A 15,009-nucleotide genomic window follows, 5' to 3' on the forward strand; every position below is an offset into this window, starting at 1 on the left:
AGATTATCGAGCGTCGAGAGCACGATGGCGCGGTTCTTGATCCGGTCGGCGACGACGCCGATCTGAACATAATTCGAACCACGCACGTTCTGCGTCTGTGGCAGCACACCCTTCTTCGTCACATATACGAACGGCTCGTTGGCGTAGGCCCTTTCCAGCTCGGCGCGCAAATCGTCCGGCGTAGCCCCGTTGAGCTTGACATAGGATGTGCAGAACTCACCCCGCGCCATCGGAATGAGATGCGGGGTGAAGTTCACCGTCACAGCCGAGCCAGCGGCCGCGCCAATCTCCTGCTCAATCTCCGCCGAGTGTCGATGGCTTCCGATCGAATAGGGCGACAACCCTTCGCCGGCCTCGCTGAACAGCGTGTTCTGCTTCAGTCCGCGTCCGGCGCCGGTGACGCCCGACTTTGCGTCGATGATGATGTCGTCGACGTCAATCAGCTTTGCCTTCGCCAGCGGAACAAGCGCCAGCAGCACCGCCGTCGGATAGCAGCCGGGACAGGCTACCAGCCGCGCGGCCGTGACCTCCTCCCGGTAGAGTTCGGTCAGCCCATAGACCGCCTCGTCCTGCAATTCGAGCGCCCGGTGCTCATGGCCGTACCATTGCGCATAGCTGTCTTTGTTGCGCAGCCGGAAATCCGCGGACATATCGAGGATCTTGATTCTGGGATTGGCTTTCAGCACCGCGGCGATGATCTCTTGCGTCGTCCCGTGCGGCAGTCCGCAGAACACGGCATCGAGCCGCGTCCAGTCGACCTTTTCCCATTCCACGAGTTTTGGCAGGTCGAGCATGAAGAAGTGAGGAAACACCTCGCTCATCGTCTTGCCGGCATGGGTGTTAGCGGTAAGCGCGGTGATTTCGGCATTCGGGTGCCGCGCCAACAGGCGCACCGCGTCGGCGCCGGTGTAGCCGGACGCGCCCAAAATTCCGATTTTCTTCTTCGTCATTGCTCGCTCCTCGGAAGCGTAGTCATCTCGGTCTGTATCATCGCGAAAGCCTGCGGGCGCACCTCGCGCATCAAGGCCGCGATGTCCCGGGCACCGGCTTCGGCCTGCAAAGCGAGCGTGTTGCCGACCGCTGCGAAATCGGTTTCAGACTTGTGCTGGTTCAGCTTGAAGCTGCCCTCCACCTCTTCCACCATCATCTCGAGGCCCACGATGGCCTTCTTCATGGTTTCCAGCCTCGCGGCGGTCATCTTGCCCGACACCCACGGTTTTTTCGGCAGCAGCCGGTCCTCGAACTTGGCGCTAAGTGCGTCGATCTGAACGGCAAGCTCGTCATCCGACAACGTCCGCACCGGCCCGGTCAGATGCACCGCCTGATAGAGCCAGGTCGGCACCTGATCGGGTGACACGTACCAGTCCGGCGAAACATAGGCGTCGGCGCCGGTAACGGCCAGCAGCCAGGACGTGCCACCGGCCAGCTTTATCAGCCGATTGTGACGGGCAACATGAAAGAGCGCCCGCGGCGTGCCGTCGACGGCGTAAGTCAAGTAGAACGGCAGCGCCGAGGCGATCGGCTTGCCGCCGTCCCACGCGCAGGCGATGCCAAAACCGCGCGCTTCCGCGAAGGCAAGGCTCGCGGCGCGGTCAGGCTTGAAGGGCGGTGGCGTATACATGAATGATGCTCCTGCATGACGAAGGAGCCGCCAGATCGAACCGCGTGTCTTTTTCAGGAGAGCGCCGCGGGATCAGGTCCGGCGGCAGAGGCGATGGTCTTAAACGCGAGCGACCGCCCATACCGCGATAATGCGGCGGCGGCGGGCAATGATGATGGTCGCGGCGTTGATCATGGGCGCGGCTATAAGGCCGCGCCCCCTTGACGTCAAGATGTTGCTTGTCATTCCGGGGCGCGCGCCCTGCGCGCGAACCTCAGATGCGCAATTGCGCATCGGGGAATCCAGAGATTGCGGCGCGAGATTCCGGGTTCGATGCTACGCATCGCCCCGGAATGACGAACCTAGATCGCCGGATTCCACGGTGCCGGCACGACGCGATAACCGCTGCCGTCCTTCACCACATGGCCGAGGCCCGGGAACGGATAGTGGAAGCCCTGCACCTGGAGCCGCTCGGCAACCACCATGTCGTAGATGCGGCGGCGGGTCTTCTCCGCCACGTCGCCGTCCTGGTCGAAGAACGCATGCCAGCCGGGGTTGGTCGCGAACAGGTTCGGATTGTTGGTGACGTCGGACTGGATGAAGACCTTGTCCGAGCCGGAGGCCAGCACGTAGGAGGTGTGGCCCGGCGTGTGGCCGACGGTCTCGACCGAGGTCAGGCCCGGCGCGATCTCCTTGCCCCACTCGTAGGGCGTGACCTTCTTCTTCAGGCCGGCTTCGAAGATATTGCGGTTGTTCTTGAACAGGCCCTGCATGCGGCCGGCCGGCGCCCGGCTCATCTCGCCGTCGTCCATCCAGAACTTCCACTCGGTCGCCGGCACCAGCACCTCGGCATTCGGGAATGCCGGCGTGCCTTCGGCGGTCAAGAGGCCGTTCACGTGGTCGCCGTGGAAGTGCGAGATCACGACCATGTCGACATTCTTGGGATCGAAGCCGGCGGCGACGAAATTGTCGGCGAACAGGCCATTGGCGCCCTTCGTGCTGGCCTTCGCCAGCGCGCCATTGCCGGTGTCGATCACCACCAGCTTGCCGCCGGTGTTGAGCACCAGCGGCGCGAACCAGATCGTCATCTGATCGCGCGGCATGAACGCCTTCTCCAGCGCCGCATTCACGTCGTCGCGTTTCGCGTTCGGGATGAATGAATCTTCCAGCTTGAAGACGTTCTTGCCGTCGGACACCACGGTGACGAGGATGTCGCCGACCTTGTAGCGATAGAAGCTCGGCGCCTGCTTGTCGGCGAGCGGCGCCACAGCGGCCGCAGGAACGGCTGATAGCAACGGTGCGGCGGCGATGCCGGCAGCGCCGGCAAGAGCATGACGTCGTGTCAATTCCATGTGTTGTCCTCCCAGTGAAACGGCGCCCAATAAATTCGCAGTTGGTAGGCGAGGATGTATCAGCCTTTCGATGCCCGCGCGATGACGGTTGCGCGACTTGGCCATCGTCCGGGCTAACCCCTGCGCCGCGGCCTTATTCCGAGGCCGACGGGCCGGCAACGGCTCTCGCGGCGATGGGTCGGATGCGCTGGCGCACGGTCGTCGGGCAGATCAGGAGCTCAAAGACCACCGAAGAGTTGGCGCAGGTGGCCCAAAATTCCGCCGCCTCCCAGCAATCCCTCGAGGCGCGTGCGGGCGAGCGCATTACCGCGATCGGACGCCCTGCTGTACCACTTGGCGGCTTCCTGGATGTCCTTCGGAACACCCGTGCCGCTCTCATAGGCATATCCCAGATTGTACTGGGCCTCACTGTCGTTCTGATCGGCGGCAACCCGAAGCAGCGCGATGCCCCGGGACAGGTCGAGCGGCAAGCCACGGCCCTTGATGTAAAGCAATGCGAGATTCCCCTGCGCCCAAGCCGAGCCCTGATCGGCAGCCTTCGAAAACCAGGTCGCAGCTTGCTGATAGTCCTGGGCGAGACCGGCGCCATCCCGATAGAGGCGCGCGAGGTGGGTCTGACCGAAGACATCGCCCTGCTCGGCTGCCTTGGCGTACCATTGGGCTGCGACCTTCTCGTCACGCGCGGTGCCAAGCCCGTACTCATATGCGTAGCCTAGCTTCCCCTGGCTGTAGGAATCGCCCTGCTCGGCGGCCATCAGAAACCAACGGATCGCTTCGGCATAGTTGCGCTCGACGCTGTAGCCGCTTTCGTACATGTATCCCACATAGGATTGAGCTTTGGCGTTGCCATGCTCGGCATACGGTCGGAGCAGAGCCATCGCGCGCACGTAGTTTTGCGCCTGATACGCGTTCACGCCATCGGTAAACTCGGCGCTGATTTCCGTAACGAGCGGCACCGGTTTCGGCGTCAATCCGATCGGCCCGTATTTGAACTCCGCGAACTTGTCCAAGCCAGCCTTGATCGCCGCAGCAAATTCCGCCGGACAGACCGCAGCGTCGACGGTGAACCGCACCAGCGCGCTGGAGCGAATCGTGCGGCCGTTTAGCGTGGCGGTCGCGTTGACCTCGATGCGCCCCGTCGCGGCGCCGTATGCCGTGCTGCCGCTGAAACTCTTGCTATAGATGACCGGCGCCGGCTTTTCGTAGAAGTTGGTTCCCTCAGGTACGGTGAGCGAACTGGTCTCCCGATATTCCAGCGAGCGGCACGGAAAGGCCCGGTCGGTTGGCCCGCTGGTGGCGAGCAGCAGCAACGAGGGGCGCGGGTCAGTCAGGGGCAGCATCCTGATCCGCTCGAGATGACTGAGGCCGACGGGCTTGGTGATCTGGAAGTTCGTGGTAATCGCATAGCTGTCGGACAGGTCGCGCGGATTCGGGAAGCTGTAGTCGCCCGTACCGCTCAGCCCCGCCTGCTCGATCAGCTTCCTGGCGCCGTTCTGACGGTCCCCCGCGTCAAGGCCGAGTGCGACGGATCGTCCAACACTTGCTCCCAGTCCATTACCGGACAACACCGAGCGCGCCTGACGTGTACCATCGCTGTGCAGCGTGTATTCCGTATCCGCAGCCAACACGAAGCGCTGCGGTGCCGTCACCGGGATACGGCCGATCGTCCCCTTGTCGATGTTGAGCGCGGGTTTGCCGCCGAGGTTCGGCGGCAGGGAATCGAACGCCACCAGCGACGAGGTCGGGTCGAGATAGCGGTCGATTGCCGGAACATAGACAATCGCGTGGTCGAAATTCTGCGTCGCGACCTGCGTCAGCGTGTACTGCAGGCCGGCATTCACCACGACAAGGTTGGCTTCGATCCCCTGAACCGCGAGCAGCGCCTTGAGGATCGCCGCATGCGCCTTGCAGTCACCGTAGCGCGCCGCGAGGACTGCGGATGCGGGTTGCGACGTCAAACCACCATCCTCGAGCCCGATCCCAACGTACCGGATATTCCGCGCGACCCAGTTGTGAATTCGTTCAACTTTGCTTCGGGCGTCCGAGGCGTCGCCGACGATCTCGGCAGAGAGCTTTTCCAAACTCTCGTCAGGCTGCGCCATCGGCGCGTTACGGGCGTTCAACACCGCCGCAAAAGTTGCATAGTCCGCGAAGGTGCTGACCTCGAACCGCCGGGCATCGTCGAATGTCCCCGCGTCCATCTCGCGCGGCCTCGGCGTTTCTTGCCTGAAGAGAACATGATGGACGATCCGGTCGCCTCGCCTCTCCTCTTCATGTTCGACATTGCGCAACCCGACATGCAACGGCTTCGACGCAGGCGCATCGAGCGTGAGCTCCATCACCTCGCGAGGTTGATCCGCCATTTGACTCCAGTAGCCCGCAAATTCACCGGGAAACACGGCTCTCTTCGCCTTGTAGATCAACCGCCCCTTGACCTTGTCGCCGGGAGCGACGTCCGGATAAGCAACCAACCGCTGCCGCTGCTCGTCAAAATAGGGAGAAGAGCCGTCCGTCGAGTCCGGCTGGTCTCGGATTGCGCGTTCGTCGACCGCAATGACCCGGCCGTCGGCTTTCAACGTAGCGAGCTCGCTGGATGACAAGTCGTAGAAATAGCTGTTGTAGCGGAAGATTCGTCGAGCGAGCGCCTCGGCCCCCTTCTCATCGAGCGCTTGGGCTTCGAAATCGAAGATAGTCGTGCTCAGGCCCTGCTCGTCGAAAGTGATCGCATAGCGGCTGATCGTCCGCCGCCAGCCCGGATCGATCCAGACCCGGTGCGGGTCCGCAGTCGTTGAAGCCGATTTATCGGCTGCAGCGAAGCTCAACGGCGTCAGTAGCAATAAAGCGAAGAGGAGACAGATGCGCGCAATCATGGTGATGCAAGCCCGACGACGACCGAAACGTCGGCTGTTGAGCTAGCACCGCGAGATTACCGTCGCCTCGCCGGGATAGAAAAAGTTTTAGGTTTCTCTTTTAGCGTGTGGGCACCCGTCCGATGTCGCCGACTGTCGGCGTTACACCACCCGCCACACCCACTCGATGGCATGCGCAATGACGTCGCCGAACAGCAGCAATGCCGCCGACCAGACCAGCGCGGAGACGAAATTGGCAATCTGGAATTGCCAGTACGACATCTCGAAAATGCCGGCCGCGAGCGGCACCGAGGCGCGCAGTGGACCGAAGAAGCGGCCGATGAAGATGCTGGGCACGCCCCAGCTCTTCACGAAGGCCTCGCCGCGCGGCAGGATCTCCGGGTAGCGCGACAGCGGCCACATCTGCGCGACCTGCTCCTTGTAGCGATAGCCGAACCAGTAGGAGACCCAGTCGCCGAGCGCGGCACCAACGCCGCCCGCGATCCAGATCGGCCAGAAGCTGATCCCGCTGACGCCGATCAGGGCGCCGATCGCGACCAGCGCACCCCAGGCCGGAACCAGCAATGAAATGAAGGCGAGCGATTCAGCGAACGCCAGCAGCATGACGATCGGAGCGGCCCAGGCCTGGTGATGGCGCACGAATTCGGCCAGGGCCCGCGCAAGGTCTTCCATCTCGTCGTGTGCCTTCCCGCTCCGTTGAACCTCGAATGAACCTTTCTAGCGGCACGCAGCCTAAGAACAGGTAAGCCAGCCGATTGCGTGACATCAAGTCACAAAGGCGGGGATCGATCGTGATTTCCCGTAAGGCCCCTGAGGTCCGGGCGGGCTGGCATCTCCCTCACAAGAAAAAGGAAATACCGGATGATTGGATCGCTGATGATGTGCGTGAGCGTTCTCGTCCTGCTGTTCGGAATGCTCGCGGGCATCGCCATGGGTATCCAGCACGACTTCACGTTGGGACCGGCGCATGCGCATCTCAATCTGGTCGGCGGCGTGCTGCTGTTCCTGTTCGGCCTCTACTACCGGCTGGTGCCGGAAGCGGGCAGCATGCCACTCGCCAAGATCCAGGGCTGGCTGCATATCGTCGGCGGCGTCCTGTTCCCGGCCGGAGTGGCCGTGGTGCTCCTCAAGGGTCCTTCGTTAGAGGCCGCGCCGATCGTCGGGTCACTGCTGGTGCTCGCCGCCATGGCCCTGTTCACGGTCGTTGTGTTCCGTACCTCGAAGGCGTAATCGCGGTCTCCTATCTATGGGGATGGCCGGGCTCCAGGGCGCGGCCGTCCCCATAGGCAGCCCATCCGTGGCATAGTCAGAGCAACCGATTCGCCGCGCCGTGACCGGCGCGCCACTTGAAGAACCATGGCCAAATCATTGAAATCGAACGCCAAAAGCAAATCTGCCGACGATCTGTTCGAAGCCCCGGAGCCGAAGGGACGCGCCCCGGCGAAGGCTGCTTCGCGATCCGCTGGAGGCGCGGAAGCCGGCTATACGGCGGCTGACATCGAGGTGCTGGAGGGTCTGGAACCGGTCCGCCGGCGCCCCGGCATGTATATCGGCGGCACCGACGAGAAGGCCCTGCACCACCTGTTCGCCGAGGTGATCGACAACTGCATGGATGAGGCCTTGGCCGGCCACGCCACCTTCATCGACGTGGAGCTGACCGCCGACGGCTTTCTGACCGTGACCGACAATGGCCGCGGCATTCCGGTCGACCCACATCCGAAATTCCCGAAGAAGTCGGCGCTCGAAGTCATCATGTGCACGCTGCATTCGGGCGGCAAGTTCGACTCCAAGGTCTATGAGACCTCGGGCGGCCTGCACGGCGTCGGTGTCTCCGTGGTCAACGCCCTCTCCTCGCGACTCGAGGTCGAGGTTGCGCGCAGCGGGCAGTTGCACCGCATGACCTTCGAGCGCGGCCATCCCAAGGGCAAGCTCGAAGATCTCGGCAAGGTCAACAACCGCCGCGGCACGCGCATCCGCTTCAAGCCGGACACCGACATCTTCGGCGGCAAGGCGGCGTTCAAGCCGCAACGCCTGTTCAAGATGACGCGCTCGAAGGCCTATCTGTTCGGCGGCGTCGAGATTCGCTGGCACTGCGACCAGGAACTGTTGAAGGGCGTCGAAGACGTCCCGGCGGAAGCTAAATTCCACTTCCCCGGCGGGCTGAAGGATTATCTGGCCGCTGCGATCCACGCCGACACGCTGGTGCATCAGGATATCTTCTCCGGCAAATCCGGCCGCAGCGGCGCGCATGGCGCCTGCGAATGGGCGGTGGCCTGGACGGCCGATGCCGACGGCTTCCTGTCGTCCTACACCAACACGGTGCCGACACCCGACGGCGGTACGCATGAATCCGGCCTGCGCAGCGCTTTGCTGCGCGGCCTGAAGGACCACGCCGAACGCGCGGGCCAGGGTAAGCGTGCGGCCTCCATCACCTCGGAAGACGTGATGGTGGGCGCGGCCGTCATGCTCTCGGTGTTCGTGCGCGAGCCTGAATTCCAGGGCCAAACGAAAGACCGCCTCGCCACCGCCGAAGCGCAGCGGATCGTCGAACAGGCCATGAAGGACCCGTTCGACCACTGGCTGTCAGGCAATCCCAACCAGGCCAACCGGCTGCTCGATTTCGTGATCGATCGCGCCGAGGAGCGGCTGCGCCGCCGCCAGGAAAAGGAAACCGCGCGCAAGACCGCCGGCAAGAAGCTGCGCCTGCCCGGCAAGCTCGCCGATTGCTCCGATGCCGGTACCGAAGGTTCTGAGCTCTTCATCGTTGAAGGTGACTCGGCCGGCGGCAGCGCCAAGCAGGCGCGCGACCGCAAGACGCAGGCCGTGCTGCCGCTGCGCGGCAAGATCCTCAACGTCGCCTCTGCCGGCAAGGACAAGCTGACCGCCAACGCGCAGCTCTCCGACCTCGTGCAGGCGATCGGCTGCGGCACGCTCGCGCATTACCGCGAAGAGGATCTGCGCTACCAGCGCATCATCATCATGACCGACGCCGACGTCGACGGCGCGCACATCGCATCGCTCCTGATCACCTTCTTCTACCGGCAGATGCCGCGGCTGATCGACGAAGGGCATCTCTATCTGGCGGTTCCGCCGCTCTACAAGCTGAAGCACGGCACCAAGTCGATCTACGCCCGCGACGACGCGCACAAGGATGAGCTGCTGAAGAGCGAATTCAATGCCAATGCCAAGGTCGAGGTGAATCGCTTCAAAGGCCTCGGCGAGATGATGCCGGCGCAGCTGAAGGAGACCACGATGGATCCGGCCAAGCGCACGCTGCTGCGCGTGGTGCTGCTGGCCGACGATCGCGAGGGCACCGCCGACTCGGTCGAACGGCTGATGGGAACCAAGGCCGAAGCCCGCTTTGCCTTCATCTCCGACAAGGCCGAATTCGCCAGCGACGACCTGCTCGACGTCTAGGCCCAACCGTTTGATCTGAAATGAGTTTCCGGCCGCCTCCAGATTGGGGGCGGCCGTTGCCATTTGCCTGTTCGGAGAGCCCCCGGCGGCTTCGTTTTCGGCCGGTTGTGTCCCACCAGCAACAGCATTTCCGGTGGAACCACGTATAGTCCAACCATGAGTTTCGGGAATCGGTGCCAGCGCACTCCCCTGAGCGACCTGATCGAACGCTAAGTCGAGGATTTGGATATGAAGAAGATTTTGCTCGCTCTGACCGCGGTTGCTGCGATGACGGCCTCGGCGTCGGCTGCCGACCTGGCCGCCCGCCCCTACACCAAGGCTCCTGCCCCGCTCCCGGTCGCTCCGAGCTGGACCGGCTTCTACATCTTCGGCGGTGGCGGCGGCGGCGTCTGGGATGCTGACACCGGCGTCCAGTCGACCGTCACGGGCGCTCCGATCCTCGGCTTCAACCAGCGCCAGGGCGGCGATGGCTGGTTCGGCACCGTCGGTGCCGGTTACGACTGGCAGACCGCCAACAGCTGGGTCATCGGCGTGTTCGCCGACGGTCAGTTCGGCAGCCTGAAGGGCACGATCCAGGATCAGGGTCCGTTCGTCGCCGGCAACATCAAGAACGACTACAGCTGGGCTGCTGGTGCGCGCCTCGGCTATCTGATCGCCCCGAACGTTCTGTCCTACGTCAACGCCGGTTACTCCAGCTCGCACTGGAAGGGCACTACGCTGTTCAACACCGCGTCCGCTCTTCCCTCGGGCCTGCACACCAACGGCTTCGATCGCAGCGGCTGGTTCGTCGGCGGCGGCGTCGAGAACAACCTGAACATCTTCGGCATCACCGCGCCGGGCTGGTTCATGAAGACCGAATATCGCGCCGCTTACTACGACAACAAGAACATCTCCGAGCTGGCCGACGGCACCAACATCTCGAACGGCCGCGACATCACCTTCAAGCCGTTCGTGCAGACCATCAGCACCTCGCTGGTCTACCGCTTCAACTGGACCGGCCCGGTTGTTGCCAAGTACTGAGCTGCGTACTGATCCCTGCTGAGATAGCAGAGCAAAAGCCCCGGCATCGTCCGGGGCTTTTTTGTTGCCCGAACGTCCCGGGAATCGCCCCACGCGCAGGCCCGCCGGCGCAGGGCGGACCGGCTGTGGCTGATCTGGTCAGCGCGGTGACGATCGGGCACTCTCGCTCCCGGTTCAAACCTCAGCGGACAACAACAATGAAAAACGGACAGTTTGATCTCTCGGGCCGGGTCGCCATCGTCACCGGCGGCAATGGCGGCATCGGGCTTGGCATGGCACGCGGCCTGGCGGACGCCGGCGCGGCGGTTGCCGTGGTCGGCCGCAACGAGGCGAAGTCGAAGGCCGCCGTCGAGGATCTCGGCGAGCGCGGCGCCAAGGCGATCGCGGTGGCAACCGACGTGACCGACAAGGCCGCCGTCGCGGCCATGGTCGAACGGGTCGTTCGCGAGCTCGGCCGGATCGACATCCTCGTCAACAACGCCGGCATGAGCATTCGCAAGCCTCCGCACGAGCTCGAGCTCGAGGAGTGGAGCAAGGTGATCGACACCAACCTCACCAGCGCGTTCCTGTGCTCGAAGGCGGCCTATCCGGCGCTCAAGGCGTCGGGCCACGGCAAGATCATCAATATCGGCTCGATGATGTCGATCTTCGGTGCGAGCTTCGCCGCGGCCTATGCCGCGAGCAAGGGCGGCATCGTGCAGTACACCCGCGCCTGCGCCAACGCCTGGGCTCCCGACAACATCCAGGTCAACGCCATCCTGCCCGGCTGGATCGACACCGACCTGACCAAGGGCGCGCGCCAGCAGGTGGCCGGGCTGCACGAGCGCGTGCTTGCGCGCACGCCGGCGGCACGCTGGGGCGCGATCGACGACTTCGCAGGCATCGCCGTGTTCCTGGCCTCGCCGGCGTCGGACTTCGTCACCGGCACCGCGATCCCCGTCGACGGCGGCTATTCGGTGATGGCCTGAGAACACGAGCTCTCTTCCCGTCGCGCGACGCGCGTTTCAGCCCGCGGCCGGCGAATGCACGTGCTCCGGCCGCACCCCGATGGCGACCAGACGTGCGGTGAGACCCTGCAGCCAGGGCATTGCCGTGATCAACCGCAGCGGCAACGGCACCGGCTGATCGCCGGCCTTCAGCGCCGCGCTGATGATGTTGTTCTGCGCAATCACCTGCATGCGCTGCGTCACGCGCACCGGGAATTCGCGGCGACGCCGCACCGCATCGAGTTCGTCTTCCGACGGCACGCCGTGAACGAGCTTCGCCGCCAGGATGTTGGCGGTCGCGACCGCATCCTGCACCGCGAGGTTGACGCCGACGCCGCCGATCGGCGACATCGCATGCGCGGCGTCGCCGATGCAGAGCAGGCCGGGACGGGTCCAGCGCGTCAGGCGATTGATCGCCACCGTGAGCAGCTTGACGTCGTCAAAGCTCTTCACGTCGGCAATGCCGGCCTTGAGGATCGGTGCCAGCCGCAGCACGTCGTCGAGCAGCGCCGGCAATCCCCTCGCCTTCACGGCCTCGTATTGGCCCTTGGCGATCACATAGGCGCATTGCCAGTAGTCGCCGCGATCGAACGTCACCATCATCTTGCCGTGCTCGACGCGGGCGAACAAATTCTCGGTTTCATCCGGACGCCGCCCGGCGCGAAACCACAAAACGTCCATCGGCGCGCCGATCTCCTCGACGTCGAGGCCGGCGCGCTCGCGCACGATCGAATGACGTCCGTCGCAGCCGATGGTGAGATCCGCCTCGATCTCAACCGGGCCATCGGGCGTGTTTGCAAGCACGCCCGCAACAGCGTCGCCGCGCCGGATCAGATCGGTCGCCTCGGCCTTCATCAGCACCTTCAGCGAAGGGAAGCGCCTGCCGCTCTCGCGGAGGAAATTGAGGAAGTCCCACTGCGGCATCATCGCGATGAAGGGATATTTGACGCTGAGGCGACGGAGGTCGGCGATCCGCACCGAGGCGCCGCCGAACATGCCGTCGAGCGTCTGAATGTCCTGATGCGGCAGCTTCAGGAAGCCGTCGATCAGGCCGAGTTCGTCCATCACCTGCAGGGTCGACGGATGCACGGTGTCGCCGCGGAAATCGCGGAAGAAGTCGGCGTGCTTCTCCAGCACCACGACATCGACCCCGGCGCGTCCGAGCAGATAGCCAAGCATCATGCCGGCCGGCCCGCCGCCGACCACGCAGCAGCGGACCCTGATCTGACGCGTGTTCGGCCCTGCCGGATTGCCTGCATCCATGATGCCGTCCTCACCGCTGCCTCGCCCTTCAGGACCCGATTGTAACGCGGATCCGGCGGCAAGGATGCAAGGCTAACGCCTGAAGGTCTTGATTTCGGACACGCTGCCGTCGCGATAGGTCAGCTCGACCGAGACCGCCTTGGTCTGCGGCGCAAGCTTCAGATAGGGCTGCGCGTCGGACGGGATCGCGCTGGGATCGCGCGAATTGCAGGGTGGCATCTTCAGGACCATGTCCGGCACCGCGGTGTCGATGCCGATGCGCACCTCGCGGATCGCGCAGCGATACGACATCAGGTGCGTATAGTAGACCAGCAGCCCGTTGAACTCGCGGAATGACAGCCAGCTGGTCGCGGTCATGTCGAGAATCTTGCGCTGGTCGCGGATCAGCGCGGCGTCGGGATCGAACTTGATCGGGAACGGCCCCTGCATCATACCTTGCGTATCGACATAGCGAATCTCGATCGTCGCGGCCGGCGCATCGGCCGGCAGCTCGACCGACGGATTGGGCATCCGCTTGCGCGTGCGCGGATCGAGCGTGTCGATGAAACCGGTTTCGCGGAAATCGCCGCTGTCGCCGATCCGCCAGGAAATCCCGAGCGTCGGATCGGCGATCGAGAACACCACGGTCCAGCCGCCATTGTGCCGCGAGAAGCTCGCGATCGGCGCGTTGATCGAATCCTCCTTCGGCAGCTTCGGCACCGCGACCGGCGGCAGCGCGGCCACCTGCTGCGGCGGCGCGGACGGCTTGGCCGCCTCGGCCTGCCCCTTGGCGATCCCGTTCAGGAAGACGTCGTCGACCATCTGGTCGAAATAGACCGGGATCTGCTTGTGCTTCACGGTCTCGGCCATCTCGCTGACCAGGCGCCGCGTGCGCTGCGCGACCTGCACGAGATTCTCGCCGGGCTGCAGCAGCTCCTTGGCGAAGGTCCGCGTGAACACCGAATTGGGATTGGCGTCGTCGTTCGAAAGACGGTCGAGCGCGGTCTGGCGCGGCCCCGCCGAAAACACCGAGAACACGCCCTCCGGCAGCTGCGTCATTGGCGCGAGGCCACCGCCGCCGGCGACGGCGCGTGTGCCGGCGCGCTCGAACGGATTGTTGCGGCAGGCGTCGAACACCAGGATCGAGGTCCGCGCCTTCTTGTTCTGCAAGCGCTCGACGATGCGGTCGGCGAGAACAGAGGCGTCGCGTACCAATTCCTCCTGCCCTTCGGTGGCGGCCGGGACGTCGGTCGGCAGCAGGAAATTCTGGCCGGCGATCTCGAAGCCGTGGCCGGCATAGAAGAAGAACGCGGTATCGCCGGGTTCCACGGCGCGGTCGAACGCGAGCAGCGTCTCGGAGAACGCCTGCCGGTTGAGGTTCTCGGCCACCATGACGCTGAAGCCGAGCTGCTTCAGCGTGTCGCCCATGGTGCGGGCGTCGTTGACCGCCTTCTGCAGCCTGGGCACGTTCCTGTAGTCATTGTTGCCGATCACCAGCGCGACGCGCTTTTCGGCCTGGGCGGGCGCGGCCGATGCGACAAATGCAACTGCCCAAAGGATCGCCGAAACTCTCGAAAGCCAACTCTTCATCCCGTTTTCCCGCCTGCACGACAAGTACGCCGCCCGTACGACCGCCGCCTAATAGTCGGAGCAGCCGTTTGGCCGGTTCAAGGCCGACCGCGGGCGGCCGTTCCGGCCGGCCACGCCAGGCCGAAATGAGGGGGCCGATCCGTCTTAGGTCAAGTTTCTTTTTACGGCCCGCGTGATAGATTTGTGGCTCCATCCGGCTCGAGCTCTCCGCACGTCGCAACGGCTTTTCCGTGCACACATGGTCTACTGATCAAGTCGATCCCAAGGATCGCTTCGACTATTGGCGCGAGGTCCGCGCCAAGGGGCTGTTCGGCGTCACCGCCGAGCTGGAAGCCGACCGGCGCCGCGACTTCTTCGGCGAGTTCTCGCTGCGCAAGCTCGGCGATGCCGGGCTGGTCGAGTTGCGCGCCTCGCCGTATCGCGTCGAGCGGCGCACGGGTGACATCGCCGACGCGGCCAGCGACAGCCTGTGCATCTACCAGCAGCTTGGCGGCGGCGGCTGGTTCGGCGGTGCGCGGCTCGATGAATTCGCCGTTCGCGACGGCATGTTCGCGACCAGCTATTCGGACCTGCCCTATCGCACTGTCCCCCTGCACGACGACGGCTTCCACCTGCGCATCATCAAGGTCCCGGTGACGAACATCGTCCCGCCGGGCGCCGAGCTCGGCGAACTCGTCCCCAGGCCCATGCAGGATGAGACCGCGCTGCGGACCCTGCTGGAATCATGCTTCCGCGACCTCATCGAAAGCAACGATGCCGGGGCGGCTGGCACGGCTCCAATGGTGCAGGCGCTGGCCCATATCGCGCTGATCGAGCGCGGCATCATGCGGCCGAAGAGCCGGCTCGCGCAGCAGGCCTTGCGAACCGCCCATTTGTCGCTGGCCCGCCGCCTGATCCGGCGCCATCTGGCGCGTGCGGCGCTGTCGCCAACC

General features: G+C 64.3%; 12 protein-coding genes. 5 read left to right on the forward strand and 7 right to left on the reverse strand.

The genetic code is table 11. From position 1 onward, the window contains the following. The 5 genes from argC to PMN64_RS36825 all read right to left on the reverse strand — a co-directional run. Positions 1-950: N-acetyl-gamma-glutamyl-phosphate reductase (gene argC / locus PMN64_RS36805; protein ID WP_411784284.1), on the reverse strand; the 950-nt coding region annotated here is incomplete at its 3' end. After that, on the reverse strand, positions 947-1,621 hold the full coding sequence (locus tag PMN64_RS36810) for an FMN-binding negative transcriptional regulator (RefSeq protein ID WP_411784285.1): 675 nt from the start codon (positions 1,619-1,621) through the stop codon (positions 947-949). The genes argC and PMN64_RS36810, both read right to left, overlap by 4 nt. Positions 1,622-1,962: 341 nt before the next feature. Then, entirely contained in the window at positions 1,963-2,952 is a 990-nt protein-coding gene (locus PMN64_RS36815) for an MBL fold metallo-hydrolase (protein WP_411784286.1), read from the reverse strand. A 218-nt stretch (positions 2,953-3,170) separates the two neighbouring features. Further along, positions 3,171-5,822, reverse strand: coding sequence for a DUF3857 domain-containing protein (locus PMN64_RS36820; protein WP_411784287.1), 2,652 nt, complete (start codon positions 5,820-5,822; stop codon positions 3,171-3,173). A gap of 141 nt (positions 5,823-5,963) precedes the next feature. Next, a complete protein-coding gene (locus tag PMN64_RS36825; RefSeq protein ID WP_028332199.1) occupies positions 5,964-6,494 on the reverse strand; it encodes a DedA family protein in 531 nt (176 codons plus the stop codon). 207 nt (positions 6,495-6,701) lie between these two features. Between PMN64_RS36825 and PMN64_RS36830 the strand changes: the two genes are divergently transcribed. The 4 genes from PMN64_RS36830 to PMN64_RS36845 all read left to right on the forward strand — a co-directional run bounded on the left by PMN64_RS36830 (position 6,702) and on the right by PMN64_RS36845 (position 11,227). Beyond that, positions 6,702-7,052, forward strand: coding sequence for a hypothetical protein (locus PMN64_RS36830; protein WP_411784294.1), 351 nt, complete (start codon positions 6,702-6,704; stop codon positions 7,050-7,052). Between the two features lie 126 nt (positions 7,053-7,178). Further along, positions 7,179-9,239 carry a DNA topoisomerase IV subunit B gene (gene parE / locus PMN64_RS36835; protein ID WP_411784288.1) on the forward strand — a complete coding sequence of 687 codons (2,061 nt, stop codon included), beginning with the start codon at positions 7,179-7,181 and terminating at the stop codon, positions 9,237-9,239. A 228-nt stretch (positions 9,240-9,467) separates the two neighbouring features. Next, positions 9,468-10,259 carry an outer membrane protein gene (locus PMN64_RS36840; RefSeq protein WP_411784289.1) on the forward strand — a complete coding sequence of 264 codons (792 nt, stop codon included), beginning with the start codon at positions 9,468-9,470 and terminating at the stop codon, positions 10,257-10,259. A gap of 197 nt (positions 10,260-10,456) precedes the next feature. After that, on the forward strand, positions 10,457-11,227 hold the full coding sequence (locus PMN64_RS36845) for an SDR family NAD(P)-dependent oxidoreductase (protein WP_411784290.1): 771 nt from the start codon (positions 10,457-10,459) through the stop codon (positions 11,225-11,227). A 36-nt stretch (positions 11,228-11,263) separates the two neighbouring features. Here the strand turns inward: PMN64_RS36845 and PMN64_RS36850 are convergent, their stop codons facing one another. After that, positions 11,264-12,508, reverse strand: coding sequence for an FAD-dependent oxidoreductase (locus PMN64_RS36850; RefSeq protein ID WP_411784291.1), 1,245 nt, complete (start codon positions 12,506-12,508; stop codon positions 11,264-11,266). A 72-nt stretch (positions 12,509-12,580) separates the two neighbouring features. Further along, on the reverse strand, positions 12,581-14,077 hold the full coding sequence (locus PMN64_RS36855; protein WP_411784292.1) for a caspase domain-containing protein: 1,497 nt from the start codon (positions 14,075-14,077) through the stop codon (positions 12,581-12,583). A 230-nt stretch (positions 14,078-14,307) separates the two neighbouring features. Here PMN64_RS36855 and PMN64_RS36860 point away from each other — a divergent pair. Next, on the forward strand, positions 14,308-15,009 hold a 702-nt coding region (locus tag PMN64_RS36860; protein WP_411784293.1), incomplete at its 3' end, for an AraC family transcriptional regulator.

It is taken from the genome of Bradyrhizobium sp. UFLA01-814 (assembly GCF_046718885.1).
GTDB classification, from domain to species: domain Bacteria; phylum Pseudomonadota; class Alphaproteobacteria; order Rhizobiales; family Xanthobacteraceae; genus Bradyrhizobium; species Bradyrhizobium elkanii.

Bases quoted from the DNA above. Each gene is read 5' to 3' on its own strand.
- PMN64_RS36810 (WP_411784285.1), bottom strand. From the start codon at position 1,621: ATGTATACGCCACCGCCCTTCAAGCCTGACCGCGCCGCGAGCCTTGCC.
- PMN64_RS36815 (WP_411784286.1), bottom strand. From the start codon at position 2,952: ATGGAATTGACACGACGTCATGCTCTTGCCGGCGCTGCCGGCATCGCC.
- PMN64_RS36820 (WP_411784287.1), bottom strand. From the start codon at position 5,822: ATGATTGCGCGCATCTGTCTCCTCTTCGCTTTATTGCTACTGACGCCG.
- PMN64_RS36825 (WP_028332199.1), bottom strand. From the start codon at position 6,494: ATGGAAGACCTTGCGCGGGCCCTGGCCGAATTCGTGCGCCATCACCAG.
- PMN64_RS36830 (WP_411784294.1), top strand. From the start codon at position 6,702: ATGTGCGTGAGCGTTCTCGTCCTGCTGTTCGGAATGCTCGCGGGCATC.
- parE (WP_411784288.1), top strand. From the start codon at position 7,179: ATGGCCAAATCATTGAAATCGAACGCCAAAAGCAAATCTGCCGACGAT.
- PMN64_RS36840 (WP_411784289.1), top strand. From the start codon at position 9,468: ATGAAGAAGATTTTGCTCGCTCTGACCGCGGTTGCTGCGATGACGGCC.
- PMN64_RS36845 (WP_411784290.1), top strand. From the start codon at position 10,457: ATGAAAAACGGACAGTTTGATCTCTCGGGCCGGGTCGCCATCGTCACC.
- PMN64_RS36850 (WP_411784291.1), bottom strand. From the start codon at position 12,508: ATGGATGCAGGCAATCCGGCAGGGCCGAACACGCGTCAGATCAGGGTC.
- PMN64_RS36855 (WP_411784292.1), bottom strand. From the start codon at position 14,077: ATGAAGAGTTGGCTTTCGAGAGTTTCGGCGATCCTTTGGGCAGTTGCA.